The 15,751-nt window shown below is 72.2% G+C and carries 20 protein-coding genes and 1 pseudogene; 7 read left to right on the top strand and 14 right to left on the bottom strand.

Going from position 1 to position 15,751, the window contains the following annotated elements:
• A partial coding sequence (locus tag I4I78_RS19095) for a BtrH N-terminal domain-containing protein (protein WP_218612724.1) occupies window positions 1-852 on the top strand: 852 nt, incomplete at its 5' end.
• A gap of 162 nt (window positions 853-1,014) precedes the next feature.
• Here the strand turns inward: I4I78_RS19095 and I4I78_RS19090 are convergent.
• The 3 genes from I4I78_RS19090 to I4I78_RS19080 are packed head-to-tail and all read right to left on the bottom strand — an operon-like array spanning window position 1,015 to window position 2,305.
• Window positions 1,015-1,296, bottom strand: a complete 282-nt coding sequence (locus I4I78_RS19090) for a hypothetical protein (RefSeq protein ID WP_218612723.1) — start codon at window positions 1,294-1,296, stop codon at window positions 1,015-1,017.
• Window positions 1,293-1,583 carry a hypothetical protein gene (locus I4I78_RS19085; protein WP_218612722.1) on the bottom strand — a complete coding sequence of 97 codons (291 nt, stop codon included), beginning with the start codon at window positions 1,581-1,583 and terminating at the stop codon, window positions 1,293-1,295. Before I4I78_RS19085 ends, I4I78_RS19090 begins: the two co-directional genes overlap by 4 nt.
• Entirely contained in the window at window positions 1,583-2,305 is a 723-nt protein-coding gene (locus tag I4I78_RS19080) for a Phenylacetic acid catabolic protein (protein ID WP_218612721.1), read from the bottom strand. The genes I4I78_RS19085 and I4I78_RS19080 overlap by 1 nt, the downstream gene beginning before the upstream one ends.
• A 176-nt stretch (window positions 2,306-2,481) precedes the next feature.
• Between I4I78_RS19080 and I4I78_RS19075 the strand changes: the two genes are divergently transcribed.
• The 6 genes from I4I78_RS19075 to I4I78_RS19050 all read left to right on the top strand — a co-directional run bounded on the left by I4I78_RS19075 (window position 2,482) and on the right by I4I78_RS19050 (window position 6,152).
• Window positions 2,482-2,874, top strand: coding sequence for a MaoC family dehydratase N-terminal domain-containing protein (locus tag I4I78_RS19075; protein ID WP_218612720.1), 393 nt, complete (start codon window positions 2,482-2,484; stop codon window positions 2,872-2,874).
• Complete coding sequence (locus I4I78_RS19070; protein ID WP_218612719.1) at window positions 2,871-3,227, top strand: MaoC/PaaZ C-terminal domain-containing protein; 357 nt, start codon at window positions 2,871-2,873, stop codon at window positions 3,225-3,227. The genes I4I78_RS19075 and I4I78_RS19070 overlap by 4 nt, the downstream gene beginning before the upstream one ends.
• Entirely contained in the window at window positions 3,227-4,018 is a 792-nt protein-coding gene (locus I4I78_RS19065; protein ID WP_218612718.1) for an enoyl-CoA hydratase/isomerase family protein, read from the top strand. Before I4I78_RS19070 ends, I4I78_RS19065 begins: the two co-directional genes overlap by 1 nt.
• Before the next feature lie 8 nt (window positions 4,019-4,026).
• Window positions 4,027-5,400 (top strand): phenylacetate--CoA ligase family protein, encoded by a 1,374-nt coding sequence (locus I4I78_RS33880; protein ID WP_218612717.1) that lies wholly within the window; start codon window positions 4,027-4,029, stop codon window positions 5,398-5,400.
• Entirely contained in the window at window positions 5,397-5,642 is a 246-nt protein-coding gene (locus I4I78_RS19055) for a hypothetical protein (RefSeq protein ID WP_218612716.1), read from the top strand. The genes I4I78_RS33880 and I4I78_RS19055 overlap by 4 nt, the downstream gene beginning before the upstream one ends.
• Before the next feature lie 183 nt (window positions 5,643-5,825).
• The gene (locus I4I78_RS19050; RefSeq protein WP_226379989.1) at window positions 5,826-6,152 is read left to right on the top strand and encodes an SDR family NAD(P)-dependent oxidoreductase; all 327 of its coding nucleotides are present in this window, start codon (window positions 5,826-5,828) and stop codon (window positions 6,150-6,152) included.
• A gap of 452 nt (window positions 6,153-6,604) precedes the next feature.
• On the opposite strand, the gene I4I78_RS19045 is transcribed toward I4I78_RS19050, so the two are convergent.
• The 11 genes and pseudogenes from I4I78_RS19045 to I4I78_RS34255 all read right to left on the bottom strand — a co-directional run.
• Window positions 6,605-7,012, bottom strand: coding sequence for a Zn-ribbon domain-containing OB-fold protein (locus I4I78_RS19045; RefSeq protein ID WP_218612715.1), 408 nt, complete (start codon window positions 7,010-7,012; stop codon window positions 6,605-6,607).
• Window positions 7,012-8,190: a thiolase family protein gene (locus I4I78_RS19040; protein WP_218612714.1), complete on the bottom strand. Its 1,179-nt coding sequence runs from the start codon at window positions 8,188-8,190 to the stop codon at window positions 7,012-7,014. The genes I4I78_RS19045 and I4I78_RS19040 overlap by 1 nt, the downstream gene beginning before the upstream one ends.
• 42 nt (window positions 8,191-8,232) lie before the next feature.
• The gene (locus I4I78_RS19035) at window positions 8,233-8,409 is read right to left on the bottom strand and encodes a hypothetical protein (protein ID WP_218612713.1); all 177 of its coding nucleotides are present in this window, start codon (window positions 8,407-8,409) and stop codon (window positions 8,233-8,235) included.
• A gap of 127 nt (window positions 8,410-8,536) precedes the next feature.
• A complete protein-coding gene (locus I4I78_RS34260) occupies window positions 8,537-9,103 on the bottom strand; it encodes an enoyl-CoA hydratase/isomerase family protein (protein ID WP_218612712.1) in 567 nt (188 codons plus the stop codon).
• A 148-nt stretch (window positions 9,104-9,251) separates the two neighbouring features.
• Window positions 9,252-11,600: an acyl-CoA dehydrogenase family protein gene (locus I4I78_RS19025; RefSeq protein ID WP_218612711.1), complete on the bottom strand. Its 2,349-nt coding sequence runs from the start codon at window positions 11,598-11,600 to the stop codon at window positions 9,252-9,254.
• On the bottom strand, window positions 11,600-11,998 hold the full coding sequence (locus tag I4I78_RS19020; protein ID WP_218612710.1) for an acyl dehydratase: 399 nt from the start codon (window positions 11,996-11,998) through the stop codon (window positions 11,600-11,602). The genes I4I78_RS19025 and I4I78_RS19020 overlap by 1 nt, the downstream gene beginning before the upstream one ends.
• On the bottom strand, window positions 11,995-12,489 hold the full coding sequence (locus I4I78_RS19015; protein ID WP_218612709.1) for a MaoC family dehydratase N-terminal domain-containing protein: 495 nt from the start codon (window positions 12,487-12,489) through the stop codon (window positions 11,995-11,997). The genes I4I78_RS19020 and I4I78_RS19015 overlap by 4 nt, the downstream gene beginning before the upstream one ends.
• On the bottom strand, window positions 12,486-12,920 hold the full coding sequence (locus tag I4I78_RS19010; protein ID WP_218612708.1) for a Zn-ribbon domain-containing OB-fold protein: 435 nt from the start codon (window positions 12,918-12,920) through the stop codon (window positions 12,486-12,488). The genes I4I78_RS19015 and I4I78_RS19010 overlap by 4 nt, the downstream gene beginning before the upstream one ends.
• The gene (locus I4I78_RS19005; protein WP_218612707.1) at window positions 12,917-14,059 is read right to left on the bottom strand and encodes a lipid-transfer protein; all 1,143 of its coding nucleotides are present in this window, start codon (window positions 14,057-14,059) and stop codon (window positions 12,917-12,919) included. Before I4I78_RS19005 ends, I4I78_RS19010 begins: the two co-directional genes overlap by 4 nt.
• Entirely contained in the window at window positions 14,056-15,072 is a 1,017-nt protein-coding gene (locus tag I4I78_RS32915; protein ID WP_226379986.1) for a nitronate monooxygenase family protein, read from the bottom strand. Before I4I78_RS32915 ends, I4I78_RS19005 begins: the two co-directional genes overlap by 4 nt.
• Window positions 15,073-15,379: 307 nt before the next feature.
• Window positions 15,380-15,694 (bottom strand): annotated as a pseudogene (locus tag I4I78_RS34255) (acetate--CoA ligase family protein); the annotation flags it as partial.
• Window positions 15,695-15,751 lie beyond the last annotated feature (57 nt).

The raw sequence follows: 15,751 nt of genomic DNA, 5'->3' as shown, positions 1-15,751 counted from the left end.
TTCTACCTCGTCGGGCGGGGCGCCTCGCTGACCGAGCAGTTCAGCGCGAACCTCGGCATCGCCGAGGAGATGCGCTCCACCGACGATCCGGTACTGGGCTGGGAGTGGGTGCGCGACGAGCTCGACGCAGGCCGCCCGGCCCTGTGCTGGGCCGAGATGGCCGAGCTGCCCTATCTGCGGGTGAAGATGCGGATGAGCCGCCACGACATCGTCGTCATCGGCTACGACGACGACGCGGGCACGGTCGTCGTGGTGGACAACGACCGTCCCGACCCGCAGACGATCGGCCGCGACGACCTTGCGCGGGCCCGATCGGCCGTCGGCTTCCCCGTGCCCACCCGGCAGACCTGTTTCCGGCTCGGCTTCCCCGATGCGCTGCCGGACCTGCGGGTGGCGGCCGCGAAGTCGTGTGCCCAAGCGGTGCACGAGATGTCCGACCCGGTCCCTTCGATCGGTTCGGCGGCGGCCGCCGGGGCCGCCGGGGTCGCGGCGTTCGTGGCCGATCTCGACCTCTGGGCCGAGCAGTTCCCGGGGGACACGCTGGATCGTGCGCTGTTCAGCCTGCAGGTATTCGTGGAGAAGGCGGGTACCGGCGGCGGCTTGTTCCGGCGGCTGCAGGCGGAGTTCCTGACCGATATCGGCAGTTGGATCGGCGATCCGGCTGTGCTGGAGGCGGCCGAGGTGTACCGGCGGCTCGCCGACACGTGGTCGGAGACCGCCTCGGCGGCGGTGGGTGAGGCCCCGGTCCTCGAGCGCCTCGCGGCGGTGCGCCGCGCGGCCGTCGCGTTGCCTGCGCTGGAGCGCGAGGGAGTCGGGAGGCTGGCTGCGCTGGCAGAGCGGCTGGCGCCCTGACCAGAGCGTCCCCAACGATCGGCACCGGCGCCGGCTTCTTGTCCAAGATGCGGTCGGCGTCGAAGTGGCCGCCCTCCGTAGGGCGACGAAACCCGCAACTGGGAACCGGCGAGGCCAGTGCATGAGACAGGCGGTGACGTCGTACCGCCAGTGCTTGCGCGCTCAGATACGTACGGGTACGTCGCCCGTCGCCTCGCGCACGCTGTCCATCACGTGCACGATCAACCGGTACGCCGCCGTCGCGTCCTGAAGGGGGGCTGGGGCCATACCGTCGAGGTCGGGCAGGGCCCGGGCGGCGTAGGCGTCCGTATGCAGGATCTGGACCATCTCGGCCTCGGTCAGCAGCAGGTCCACGGTGGGGAAGTCGCCACTGACCCTCCCGTCGGTCCAGGTGACGTGCACCAGGCTGCCGTTGCGGGACCCCTTGACGGTGAAGGTGCTCATCGCTGCACGCCGACGGCCTGCCACACCTGCAGCAACGCCTCCTCGTCGCCGAGGTCGGTGTCCCAGCCGTAGGGCTTGGCGAAGGTGAACGTCTGCGGCTCCGGGTAGGTCTGGTCGCTGGTGTCGTACATGGTGACAGAGACAGACCGTTCGCCGACGGACACGAAGAAGAACTCCCGGTAGTCCGACAGCGCCACCTCGAACAACGCCACCTTCGGGTCCGGCCGGGTCACCTGGACCCGCCACCCGCTGGACCCGTGGGCGAGCAACGGGTCGGTGGCGGTCATCAGAGAAACCGCCGGTTGGCGGTGTCGGCTGGCACCGAGATGCCCAGCGCCTCGACCATCGGCCGGGTATCGGCGACGTACTGCTGGCGCAGGTCCTCGTTGTTCTTGGTACGCAGACCCCAGCGGACGTAGGCGTCGGAGAAGTTCGAGTCCGACCGGCCGAACATGTCCAGTGCGGCCGGCCACCAGATCTTGATCTTCTCGTTCGCCTCGTCGAGACCCTCGGGCGTCGAACAGATGCGCTTGAGGTTGCTCATGCCGAACGTGGCGTGGAAGACCTCGTCCTTGTGCAGGCGCTCGGCGACGGAGAGCAGCGGCTCGTAGGGCACGCCCTCCCACGTCTCGCCGATGTAGCAGCCCACCCGGTCGCCGAGGCCGTTGAAGTAGGCGAGGTCGCAGAACGAGTCGATCGGCAGGTGGAACAGGTACTGCTTGATCGGAGCGTCGATCGGGCCGACCCCGAGCCCCTCCAGGATCCGGGCGGTGATGACTCCGTGCTCCACCTCCTGTGCCATGAGCTTGGCGAACGTCGTCTTCAGCCGCTCGCTCGGGCACAGCGTCATGCACTTGTTCCACAGTGTCCCGAGCAACTCCGTGTAGTGCGGGTTGGTCGAGTTCTCCAGGTGGTGGCTGAGCATGCGGACGAGGAGCTCGTGGAACTCCGCGGGCATGTCCGGATCGCCCTCGCGGTAAATCCGGCGTGGCGCCTCGGTGACCGTCACCGGCACTCCCCTCATCGACGTGTGGTGCGGACCGTATCGCTGGCTCCAGATTACGTCAACCGACGGGTCGGACGAATTAAATATCGGGAGGCCTTGACGGGATCATGCTGATTCCGACATTCTTCCGACCAGTGGGTTGGGCGAATTCGAGCCCCCCGGGCGACGCGGAGGTCGACGTGGACGAAGGCGCGAAGGGGCGCACCCTGGCGGAGGCGGATCTCTCGATCACACCGGAGCTGCTGGCCCGCTTGTCGGGCGCACTCGGAACGGGCAGCGGGCCACGGACCGCCACCCTCGTACCATCGTTCGCGGCAACGGTCGGCGGCGAGTCCACGGTCGTGGACGGCTTGGGCATGGACCTGTCGCGGGCGCTGCTGGGCGGACTCGGTTACGAGTGGGAGCGACCGTTCGTCCCGGGCGAGACCGTGCACGTCCGGGTCACCGTCGACGACGTGTTCACCAAGGGTGCCAACCAGTTCGGCGTGATCGTCGCCGAGTACTCGGACGGTGGCGGTGCGGTCGTGCAGCGCCAGTCGATCACATTCGTCGAGAGGGCGGCCACGTCGTGAACATCGTCGAGGCGACCTGCGCCCCGGTCAGCCGGGTGCAGATCTCCCGGTACGCCGGGGCTGTCGACGACTACAACCCCGTGCACGTCGACGAGGAGTTCGCCAAGGCGGCCGGCCTGCCCTCGGTGATCGCGCACGGCCCGCTGACCATCGCCCTGGCGCTGGACGCCGTCGTCGCGCAGCTCGGCCCGGACGCGCTGCGCTCGGCTACGGCGCGGCTGTCGGCCCCGGTGTTCCCGGGTGACGAGCTGACGGTCGCTCCCACCGAGAAGGGGATCGAAGTCCGCAAGGCCGACGGAACGGTCGTCGCCACGGTGGCGCTCACGCCGGCAGCGGCCGCGGACGGTGCCTGATGGGCTACGAGCACCTCATGGTCGAGGAGCGCGCGGGCGGGGTCCGGGTGCTGACGTTGAACCGCCCGGACCGGCTCAACGCGTGGAACTCCCTGATGCGCTCGGAGATGCGGGACGCCGTCGAGGACGCCGCCGGTGACCCGCAGGTCCGGGTGCTCGTGCTGACCGGTGCCGGTCGCGGGTTCTCTGCGGGCGAGGACGTCAGCGAGATGGGCGACCTCACCGCGATGGGCACACGCGGGTTCCGCGCACTGGCCCGTGGCATCCACGATGTGTTCGACACGGTTGAGGCTATGGAGGTACCGGTCATCGCGGCGGTGGAGGGGGTCGCCGCGGGCGGCGGGTTCGAGCTCGCCCTGTCCTGCGACTTCCGAGTGGCGGGGGAGAGTGCCCGGTTCGTCATGCCCGAGGCCAAGGTCGGCCTGATTCCCGGCTCGGGCGGCTGCTCGAGGCTCGTTCGCCACGTCGGGCTGGGGCGGGCGAAGGAGCTCGTGATGCTCGGCGGCACGCTGCGCGCACCGCGAGCCCTGGAACTGGGGTTGGCCACCGAGGTGGTCGCCGACGGCGGCGCGCTGGAGGCCGCTGTCGCCATGGCCGGCCGGCTCGCTGCGATGGCGCCACTGGCGCTGGGCATGGCCAAGCTGGTGCTCAACACCTGCACCGATGTCGACGCCGAGACCGGGCGCCGACTGGAGCGGCTGGGGCAGAGCGTGCTCAAGACCACCGAGGACCACCGGGAGGGCGCGCTGGCGTTCCTCGAGAAGCGCCCGCCGCAGTGGCAGGGCCGGTAGGAGTGACCGTGACCACAGTGGAGAAGTCGGGGCTCTGGAACGCACCCACCCAGACCGCTCGGCGCGAGACGCTCGACGCGCTGCACCTCGAACGCATCCGCCACCTCGTGGGTTGGGCCTACGAGAACTCCCCGCTGCACCGTCGTATCTATGACGCGGCCGGCGTCAAACCCGCTGACATCCGCACGTGGGACGACTACCACCACAAGCTGCCCTTCACCGACAAGCCGCACTACGTGGCCGACCAGGAGGCCAGCGTCGACGGTTTCGGCGGCATCGCCCGCGGGCCGGAGACGTGGCAGCAGTACTTCCACACCACCGGCACCACCGGCCGGTTCCTCAACGAGGCGTTCACCCACTACGAGCTGCACAAGGCGGGGTCGCAGTACTGCTACGGCTTGTGGGACCACGGGATCCGGCCGTCGGACTCGATGTACTTCTGCTTCGACTTCGGCATGTGGATCGGGCTCTGGAGCTTCTACTGGGGCGCTCGCAACCTCGGGCTGACGATCGTGTCCGGCGGCGGGGCGAGCGGTGTGGAGCGCGTCCGGCAGATCCTGGAGCGGCGCCCCACCATCGTCTGCGGCACGCCCACCTACCTGCTGCATCTCGCCGAGGTGGCCAAGCGCGAGGGCCTCGACGTCCGCGACGCCGGGGTGCGCATGCTCGCCGGTGGTGGCGAGGCCGGCTTCTCCATCCCCGCTACCCGTGACCAGCTGAAGCAGGCGTGGGGGGCCGAGCAGGTCTATGACGCATACGGCGTGGGTGAGGCCCTGTTCATCGGCCAGTCCTGCAACGAGTGGGGCGGCGGCGTGCACGTGATCGAGGACGTCTGCCACTCCTATTCCGTCGACCCGGCATCCGGCGAGCCAGTCACGTCGCCGGACGCGGTGGGCGAGCACGTGCTGACCAGCTACACGCATTTCGCGCAGCCGTTCATCAAGTACCGCACGCACGACCTGGTGCGCATCGACGACGCACCCGACCACGGCTGCGGCTGGACGTGGAAGCACATGCCCGGCACCGTGCTCGGCCGCGCCGACTTCATGGTCACCATCCGCGGGGTCAACGTGTATCCGACGGCGGTGGAGAACCTGATCGGTGAGGTGGCCGGCCTGTCCAACCACTACGAGCTGCACATCAGCCGGATGGACGGGATGGACCGCATGCTCGTGAAGGTGGAGGCCGCGGCACCGGGGGCCGACGGTGCGGAGCTCGGCCGCTCCCTCGGCGGGTACCTCCGGGAGAACCTCGGCGTCCGGTTGGAGACCGAGATCCTCTCGGCGGGCGCGCTGCCGCGCTACGAGCTGAAGACGAAACGAATCTTCGACAGTCGGTCGGTCGACGAGCGGCCCACCGTGACGTTGGGAGACAACCTGTGACGTCGGTACAGATCCCGGTGCAGACGGCTCCGCCAGGGCTCGGGGGCCTACCGGACCTTCAGCGTGAGCGGCTCGTCGCCCTGCGGGCGGGCCTGCTGTCCGAGCAGGCCGTCGCGGTCAGCCCGGCCGTCGGGAGGGCGCTGGAGATGGCCGACGCGTACCTGTTCCTCGCCCTGGGCTACCTCGGCCACACCGACGAGCTGTTTCCGGGGGAGTCGGCTCCGGGGGCGCCGCCGCCGTGACAGCGGCCCGCGCCGACGTGGACCGATCAGGGGCCGGGGGAGCAGGCCGTCCTCGCGTACGGGGTCGTGGTGGTGCAGTCACAGGGCCTGTCCGCTGCTACCGCGCTCGGCGGGATCGACATCTTTTTCAATAGTGCGGGCGGCGGGGTCATCCACCTGACGCTCGAGCACACCGAGTAGACCTTGCATGCCACCGTCGACAACAACCTTTGGACGACCATCCGCACCACGCTGGCGGTCCTGCCGCGCATGGTGGAGCGGGGCGGAGTCCGGATCGTCAACATCGGCGCGGAGTCGGTCCGCAAGGGACTGACCGATCACGCCGTCTATAACGGGGTCAAGGGCGGTGTGCACGCGATCGCCACTGGGCTCGCGCGCGAAGTCGCGGTCTCCGGGATCACGGTCAACGTGGTCGCGCCGTCCTACACCACGACCCGGAGAACACCGCGGCTTTCGCGGGGAAGGTCTCCGAGCGGTTCCAGGTGGTGCTCGCCGACCCTGTCGCGATGATCCCGGTAGGCCGCCCCGCGAGGTCGCCTACCCTGGCTAGCCCCGAGGCCGGCTTCGTCACCGGCCAGGTCATCAGTGTGAACGGCAGCAGCAGCATGGGCTGATCGATGGGGGCTCCTGCTGGGGCCGACGGCGATGCCCCGATCCCGGTGCTACGCCAGGTCCTGTGCTCCAGATCGCGCTGTCATGGCGGCCGACCTAGTTGTCCAGCGGCTCGACGCCGGCAGGATCGTCAGCCCCGCGATGGCGCGGGGGTCGAGCCGCTGGCCCGGCTGCGCCGCGCCGCGGGACCGGCGCCCGACGAGCCGGCGGTCCTGCACCCCGTGCGGGATCGCTGTGGCACTCGCCGACCGCCAACGCGACCACATCGACGGCTCACCCGGCCTGGCGACCTCTGTCGGCCTCGACCCGATCGCGTAGGCAGGTTCGGCTGAGGTCGACCTTCTGCATGGTCAACTGGCCGGGCGGAACTGCGGTACCTGCATGCTTTCGCCCCGCGCCTCGAAGGTGAGCTCTACCCGCTGCCCAACCGTGACGGCGCCGGGGTCGGGCACGTCAACCAGGTTGGCCATCAGCTGGGGCCCGCCGTCGAGCGCGACGATCGCCACCACGTAGGGCTGGTCGTCACGGTAGGCCTCGTAGGCGGCCTGGTACACCACCGAGAACGTCACGACCTGGCCGGTGCTGGCCGGTGCGCGCCAGCCCATCTCGGAACCGCCGCAGCGCGGGCAGCGCGGTCGTGGCGGGAACACCCAGTCCGAGCAGGGCCCGCACCACGGTGCGGACAGCTCCCCGCGGGCCGCCGCGGCCCAGTAGAGGGCCGACAGCGCGGTGGGTTTGGGGGCGGGCTTCGCCGGCATCAGGACTCCGCCCGGTCGCCGAGGATCAGCGTGGCGTGCTCGGAGAGCATCCCGCCATGCGTGTGCACCAGCGTCGTGGACGTCCCGGGAACCTGCCGCTCCCCGGCGCGACTCATCACCTGCAGCGCTCCCTCGACGACCATGCTCATCCCGGAGGCGTCTCCGGTGTGCCCGAACGACATCAACCCTCCGTATGTGTTGACCGGCAGCGACCCGCCGGGCGCTGTGGCGCCGCTGCGGTAGAGCTCGGGAGCCTTGCCGCGCCCGGCGAGGCCGCACTCCTCCAGGTACATCAGCGGGTTGGAGGAGAAGGAGTCGTAGAGCTGGGCGACGTCGATCTCCGAGGGGGTCATCCCGGACATCGCGAAGGCCTGCCTGGCCGCGTCCGTCGCGCCGCCGGTGTCGAAGGTGGACCGCATGCTGACCGCACCCTCCATGTGCACCTCCCCGTAGCCCAGCAGATAGGCGGGGCGCTCGTTGACCGCGCGTGCCCTCTCCCCGCTGGTGACCAGCAGCGCGGCACCTCCCTCCAGGGGTACCGAGCAGTCGTAGAGGTGGAACGGGCTCGCCACCATCCGTGATCCCAGCACGTCGGCGACCGTCAGCGGGCCCTTGTCGCGCATGAACGCGTCCGGGTGCAGCAGCGCCCACTGCCGCTGGGCCACCGCCACTGCGGCCAGGTCCTCCCCGGTGGCGCCGGTCTCGGCCATCCAGCGCTGCGCGAACAGCGCGTAGAGCACCGGGATGTACGTCCCGTAGGGGTATTCGAACTCCGGGTGGCTGACGAACTTGGCGATCTTCTCACCGCCGGCCGCACCCACCTTGGGGAACTTGCCTGCGGAGATGCACAGCACGGCGTCGGCGCGGCCGGCGGCGATGGCCTCGCCGGCGCGGGCGACCATCAGTGCGTAGCCTGCGCCGCCGGCGTACATCGTCTGGGAGAACCGCGGACGGATGCCCAGCTCGTCGGCGACCTTCTCGTGCACCGCGACGTCCGCGCCACCCTCGGTGAGCACACCGGTCGGTGCGGCCAGCACCCCGTCGATGTCGCCGGGCCGGACGTCCCACTGGTCGAGGAACGCCGAGATCACCGCGGAGTGCAGGGCGAGCTCGTCGAGGTCGGGATAGCGACCGGGCCGGATCTCGGTGACGGCCGCCAGGGCCGGGTCGTTGCGCACGTGGTTCCTCTCGGATCGGGGATGGCTGCTCGCCGTGAGATCTCAGAGCAGGTAGGCCATCGACGGGACGGCTCCGGTTCGGTCCACGAGCAGCACCTTCTTGCAGACCATCCGCAGCCCGCCGTCACCGGCGGGGTCCACCAGGTCGAACTCGAGTCGTCCGCCCCAGACGTGGGTGCGGTCCATCCGGAACTCGTGCAGCGCGAACGCTGCGTACACGGTGACGGCGCCCGGCCGGACTGCTCGCGCTCAACACGAGATCAGTCAGGATAATTACACTTGATGATAGACCGGTCAAGAGTCGGCAGCGCCTTGCCGTCCGCGGGAACGCCTGGTGGGAACGCACTCAGCGACGAGGAGGGGCCGCTTCTCCTGGAATGCCGTGATCCCCTCGTGGTGGTCGGCGGAGCCCTCGCGAGGGTCTTGTGGGCGATCTCCAGCTCGAGGTAAATCTCCAGGTCGCCGCTGACCGACCGGTGGGCCAGCGCCTTGCCCAGACCGAACGCCCGGGTCGGGCCCCGCCGAAGCGGTGCGCCATGACCATCGCCGCCGCCAGCAGTTCCTCCGGCGGGCGGGTCTCCCGCACCCTGGCCGAGCTGCTCGCCTGCGTCGCGTCGAGCGGCTCGGAGAACAGGAACATCTCCTTGGCGCGGTGCAGGCCGACCATCCTCGACAGCAGCCACAGGCCGCCGCCGTCGGGCACCAGCCCGACGTTGGCGAAGCTGGAGATCATGCGCGATCCCTCCGCGGCGAGCCGCACGTCGCCAGTGAGTGCGATCGAGAAGCCGACCCCCGCCGCCACGTCGTTGAGGGCCACGATCAGGGGAATCTCGATGGCCAGCAGGGCGAGGGTGGCGGCGTTCGCGCTGCGCATCCAGGTGCGGGCCGCCGCTGCGTCGGGACGCACGCTCATCGCCCCGATGTCGCCCGCGCAGAAGGCACGCCCGGCGTCAGGTGAGCACCACCGCCCGCACCGCGGTGTCCGCCTGCATATGCGCGGCCCGTTCCGCGAGCTCGCTGCGCATCGCGTGGTCGAGCGCGTTTGAGCTTCTCGGGCTTGTTCAGTGGCAGGACGGCGACCGCGCCGTCGAGGTCGCGAGTGACGGGCGGCCGGGGGAATCGAGGGCATCGAGACCGAGGGGGGTCGGCCGGTCGGCCCGGTAGCGCCTCGCGAGGACCGCCAGGTGCTCGGCCGCCGTACCGGCCGACAGTGCGACGGCGGTCGCGCGTCGCGAGTACAGGTACAGGTCGGACTCCGTCACGTAGCCGATGGCGCCGTGCAGCTGGTGGGCGAGCCTGCTGATCGCGGTCGCGGCGCGCCCGGCGCGGGACTTGGCCGCCGCGACCGACCGCCGGGCCGGACGTCCGGCGCCGAGGTCGGCGAGGGCCGCGTCGACCAGCAGCCGCGCGCACTCCAGCGCGGAGCCCATGTCGGCGACGTGGTGGGCCACCGCCTGGAAGGTGCCGATCGGGCGGCCGAACTGTTCGCGCCCGCTGACGTGGGAGACCGTCCGCTCCAGCAGTTCCTCGCCGAGGCCGATCAGCTCGACGGCGGCCAGCAGCGCGCACACGTCGGCGACACCCTCGGACCGGTTCGGGCCGAGCGGGGCCGAGACGTCCGCGGTCCCGAGCGCCACCGCGGCGCACGCGACGGCGCCGAGAGACTCGCCGGAGATCGACCGCAGTGGCGCCACGGTGACCCCGTCGGCTCCGGTGTCGACGGCGACCATCCTGGTCTCGCCCTCGTCGTCGGCGGCGACGGCCACCACGACGGCACCCGGCGTGGCGTCGTCCAGGCGGCCCAGGTCGCCGTCGAGCCGGTACCCTGCGCTCGCCGCGCGCAGCCGGAGCAGGTCCGGCGATGCGGCGACGGTGGCGGCGCGGGTCGCGAGCCGGGGCAGCCACCGCTGCTGTTGCTCAGCCGAGCCGGTCCCAGCCAGGACCAGGGCCGCCGCGGCCGTGGAGCGCAGGGTGCTGGGCAGCGCGGCCCGCGCGGCTTCCGCGAGCACGACGGCGAGGTCCGCCGGCGTGGCCCCGGCGCCCCCGTACGCCTCGGGGACGGCCAGCGCCGGCCAGCCCTGGCCACACACCGCCGTCCACAGGGCGACACGGTGACCGGCGTCGCCGCCGGCCAGGCGGCGCCGGTCGACATTGGCACCGAGGAAGGCCGCCACCGACTCGCGCAGAGCGCGGTGCTCAGGGCTCTCCGCCGTCCGGTGCGACGTCCTCGGGGCGGGGGGCGCGGACCGGGCCGATGTGGGCAGGCCGTAGCGGCGCTGCGCCACGATCGTGCGCTGCACCTCGTTCGTGCCCCCACCGAAGCGCATGTACGGCGACCGGCGGTAGGCCAGCTCGGCGAGCCCGCCCAGCGGCGCTCCCGGCTCGTCGTGGGCCAGGCGGGAGCGTTCTCCGCAGGTCTCCAGGCTCGCGTCCGACAGCTCCGCCATCAGTTCGGTGGCCGTGACCTTGAGCATCGCCGCGTCGGCGTCCGACAGCCGGCCGGCGTCGATCTCGCGCAGCGTGCGCAGAGCGAGCAGGCGGACCGCGCGGACCCGGGTCTCCAGCTCGGCGAACCGGGGCGCGGTGGCCCCGTCCGGCCCGGAGCCGGTACACAGCTCGGCAGTGAGCCCGTCGAACAGGCGGCGCAACATGCCGACGCCGGCGATACCGACCCGCTCGAGGGCGAGCGCGGCGGTGACGTAGGCCCAGCCCTGCCCAGCCTCGCCGATCAGGTGGTCGGCGGGCACCCGGACCCCGGTGAAGGTCACCTCGTTGGTGCGCAGACCTCCCCAGGTGGGTAGCTCCCGCACCGCGATGCCCGGCGAGTCGAGCGGGACGGCGATGATGCTGATCCCGCGGTGCCGCGGTGCGTCGGGGTCGGTGCGGCAGGCCAGCCACTCGTGGGTGGCGTGGTGGGCCCCGGTGTTCCACAGCTTGTGGCCGTCGATCACCCAGTCGTCGCCGTCTCGCACCGCGCGACAGCGCAGGTTCGCGAGGTCGGTGCCCGCGGCGTCCTCGGAGTAGCCCAGCGCGAACTCGACCTCGCCGGAGACGATGCCCGGCAGCCAGCGGCGGCGCTGCTCGTCGGTGCCGACGCGGGCGATCGTCGGCCCGATCGACACCGTCGTCATCAGGTCCGGGTGCGGCGTGCCGAGGTAGTCGCACGCCTCGAAGAACAGGAACTGCTCGACCGCGGTGCGGCCCTGGCCGCCGTACTCCGCGGGCACCCCGAGACCGAACCAGCCCCGCGCGACCATCGTCTCCAGGAGTCCGCGGACGGCCGGGTGACGGTCGGCGGCGGCGGTCTCACGCCAGATGGGCAGCGCGGCACTGAGCTCGGGGGTCAGGTGCTCCAGCAGGACATCGCGCACCTCGCGCTGCCAGGCGTCCTCGGCGGGGGTCAGGTCCATCAGAGCTCGACCGTTCCTTCACCCGTGGTGGTGGTGCGCCCGTCGGCGGTGGCCAGCCAGACCTCGCAGCGGACCGTCCGGCCGTCGGCACCGACCTCGAGCACCCGCCCGTGGGCGAGCAGCTCCTCGCCGACGTAGGCCGATGCCCGGTTGCGGTAGCGGAGCTCGACCAGCCGGCCCGGCCGGGCCCACCCGGTGAGCAGCTGTTCGAGGTAGGTGCCCTGCAGCGGTCCCGGCACCACGACCGCGGGATGGCCGGCGACGTCGCGGGCGTAGTCGGCGTCGTAGTGGATGCGGTGGGAGTTCCACAGCACGGCCGAGTACTGGAACAGCTCGACGGCGTCGGGCCGGTGGCCGACCGGCCCGAGCAGGTCGTCGGCCCGGGGGAGCCCGATCATCGCAGGATCCGGGAGTAGTCCTCCACCACGACCTCCTCGCCGAGCTGGTTGGTGAGCCGGTGCCGCAGCCCCATCAGCACGAACGGACCCGACGAGCCGGACTTCTCGGTCAGACCGGTGATCGTCTTCTCCAGGGTGATCCGGTCGCCGGCGTGGATCCGGCCGGGGAACCGGGCACGGGTCTCCCCGGCCATCACCTGCGTCGCGGCGATCGGAGGGAGGTCGGCGTCGGGGGTACCGTCCTCGGCGAGCGCGGTGCGCGGGCCGATCAGCGCCGCGCCGATCCGCACGGCCACGTAGAACCCCGGCGGGGCCACGATCGTGCGGTAACCGGCGGCGCGAGCGGCGGCCTCGTCGAAGTGCTCGGGCGCGGTCTCTCCGACGGCGTGGCAGTACTTCGCGATGTCGGTGGCGCTCACCTCCACCGTCACCGGCGGGTCGCTGCGGCCGATCCAGGCCCGCGCCTCGTCCGTGACCAGCCCGCCGGTCACCGGGAACCGCCCCCGGCGGGCTGCCAGACCGGCAGCGCGATGCCCGGGGCGACCGGCTCGAACGCCACCTCCAGTGGCATGTCCGTCTCCAGCTGCTCCGGTGGCACGCCGCGCAACCGGCCGAGCATCCGGGCCGGCGCGTCGTCGAGCTCGACCGCACCGACCGCGAACGGCAGCGCGCCGGCGTAGGCCGCGACCGTGGTGTGGTGCACGACCGTCCAGGTGAACAACGAGCCGGTGCCCGCGACGAGCAGCCAGCGCAGCTCGGCCGGGCCGCACCCCCCGCAGGTGTCGCGCGGCGGCCATTGCACCCGATCGCACGCGGCGCACCGCTGCACCACGAGCTCGCCGCGGGCGGCCGCGGCCCAGTACCCGGCCAGCACCGGGTCGTCCGGATCGGGCAGCGGTGGTGTGGCCCGCTGCGCGCTCACCGGGTCAGCACCGCGATCGCGCCGTCGCCCATGTCGCCCCATCCGGTCACCGCGACCACCTCCGCCCCGGGGACCTGGCGCTCCCCGCCGTCACCGCGCAGCTGCACGACCGCCTCCACCACGTGGTTCATCCCGGCGATGTGCCCGTCGGAGAGCAGCCCGCCGTGCGGGTTGACGGGGAGCCGTCCGCCGAGCGCGATGCCGCCGTCGTCCACGAACGGACCGCCGTCGCCGCGGGCGCAGAACCCGGCCTCCTCCAGCTGCTGGATCACCTCGAAGGTGAAGCAGTCGTAGATCATCGCTGCGTCGACGTCCGACGGGGTCACCCCGGCCATCGCGAAGGCGCGCGGTGCCGCCCTGGTCAGCCCGACGGTGAAGAAGTCGCGGCGGTTGACCAGGTCGTCGGGCGAGTCCGGGTGGCCCTCGGCCAGCCCGGACAGGTGCACCGGGCGGTGGCGCAGGTCGCGCGCCCTATCCGCAGCCACCACCAGCACCGCGCCGGCGCCGTCGGTCTCCTGGCAGCAGTCGAGCAGCAGGTAGGGCTCGGCGATCGGCCGGCTGCTGCGGTACTGCTCCATCGTCATCGGCCGTCCGTGCATCTGCGCATGCGGGTTCAGCTGGGCGTGCGCGCGCATGGCGAGCGCGACAGCGCCCAGGTGCTCGCGGGTGGTGCCGAACTCGTGCATGTGCCGGCGGGCGATCATCGAGTACCACTGCGCGGGCGTGGTGAACCCGTGGGGGTGCTCCAGCTGGCGGCGGTAACGCTGGCCGGGCAGCAGCACCCCGATCCGCTGCTCGACCCGTGACCCGGAGCGGCCGTTGCGCGCGACGAAGACCAACACACAACTGGCGGCGCCGTTGGCCACGGCCAGTGCGGCGAGCCGCAGGCCGGCGACCGTGCTGGCCCCGCCCAGGTGCGGCACCGCCGTGAACGTCACGTCGGGCAGCCCGAGCCCCGCGATCAGGTCCTCGGCCGAGGGCCCGAACGGGAACGGCACGATGCCGTCCACCGCCGAGGTGGGCAGGCCGGCGTCCTCGCACGCCGCCGTGGCGGCCTCGACAGCGAGGCGCTCGGCGCTGCGGCCGCTGGCCCGGGAGAACTCGGTCATCCCGATCCCGGCCACGCAGGTCCCGCTCACGCGCCGACCCCCGAGCCGAGCCGGCCGGCCAGATCGGCGACGGCCCGCTCGGCTCCACCGACGAGGTCGGCCAGCACCGTGGCGGCGTCCTCGACGCTGTCGACGAGTGCGGTGGACTGGCCCAGCGGGATCGGGGAGCTCACGACGTCGCCGTCGCGCAGGCCCTTGAGGACCAGGCCCTGGCGGTTGATCTCCACAGCCTGCTGCGGGAAGGGCCGGGGCTCGTGGGTGGTCCAGTAGGCGGTGAAGTCGTTGGTGGCCAGCCTGCAGGTCTTGCCCGACAGCGCCCGTGAGATCACCGTCTGGTCCTCGGTGCGGGCGACGGCCTCCTTGCGGACGTCGTCGTGCACGGAGGACTCCCGGGTGGCCAGGAAGCGGGTGCCGACCCAGACGCCGTCAGCGCCGAGCGCGAGCGCCGCGGCGACCCCGGCGCCGGTCGCGATGCCGCCCGCCGCGACCACCGGGATGCCCACCTCGCGCGCGACTGCGGGCACCAGCACCGACAACGCCACCGCGCCGGTGTGCCCGCCCGCCTCGGTGCCGGTGGCGATGACCGCGTCCGCGCCGAGCTGCTGGGCGCGCACGGCGTGCCGCGCGGTGCCCACCAGCGTCATGACCGTGATGCCGTGCTCGTGGGCCTCGGCGGCGGCGCCCGCCGGGAGCTTCATCGCGTAGACGATCAGCGGCACCCGCCGCCGGTAGGTGACCGCGAGCATCTCCGCGCGCAGTTTCGGGTCCACCGCGTGCGACACACCCTCCTGCGGGCTCGCGGTCCGCTCACCCAGGTCCGGGAACAGGAAGTCCACCCCGAACGGCGCCGAGGTCGCGGCCTGCACGAACGCGATCTCCCGGTCCAGCTCCTCGGGAGTCATCCGGGAAGCGCCGATGCACCCGACCCCTCCCGCGTTCGACACCGCGGCCGCGAGCCGGCCCCCGGCCGCCACACCCATTCCGGCCTGCATGATCGGGTAGCGCACCCCCAGCAGCTCGGTGATGCCGGTTCTCCACGTCATCGGGGCGATTCCTCTCGGGTTGCGGGCCGGTCGTCGCGGTCGAGTCCGGCCAGGCAGTCGACGACGGAGACGCCGTGGCCGGCCGCGTGCACCAGGACGGGGTTGAGGTCGAGCTCGCGGACACCAGGCAGCCCCGTCCGCCCGTCCGCACCGACGAGCCGGGCCAGCCGGGCGACCAGCGCACACAGGGCATCGACGTCGGCGCCCGCATCGGCCAGCAGCCGGGCCAGCCGGGTGCCCGCCAGCGGGCCCGCACCTCGTCGGGGCCTGCGGGCGGCAGCACGATGGTGACGTCGTCGACGAGCTCGGCGAGCACGCCGCCCGGCCCGACGGCGAGCACCCTGCCGTACACCGGGTCGGTGGCCACCCCGACGATCACCTCGACGCCGGCCCGGGCCATCTGCTCCACCAACACGCCACGTACCCGACCGGCGCCCACCGCAGCCACGCCGGCGGCGTGCACCCGGGTGATCGCGGCGGCGAGCGCAGCGGCGTCGGGCACCCCGAGCACCACGCCGCCTGCCGCGCTCTTGTGCGCGATGTCGCGGGCCAGCACCTTGACCGCCAGCGGGAAGGCGAGGCCCAGGTCGGCGCCCGTGGCGAGCTGTCCGTCCGTCAGCACGCGGCGCGGCGGCAGGCCAGGGACCCCGGCCAGCTCCAGCAGGGTCTTGGACTCGTC

This window comes from Pseudonocardia sp. KRD291 (assembly GCF_019263595.1).
Classification (GTDB): domain Bacteria; phylum Actinomycetota; class Actinomycetes; order Mycobacteriales; family Pseudonocardiaceae; genus Pseudonocardia.
Note: the sequence above shows the minus strand (reverse complement) of the source record. Positions and strands in the feature narration are given on the sequence as shown.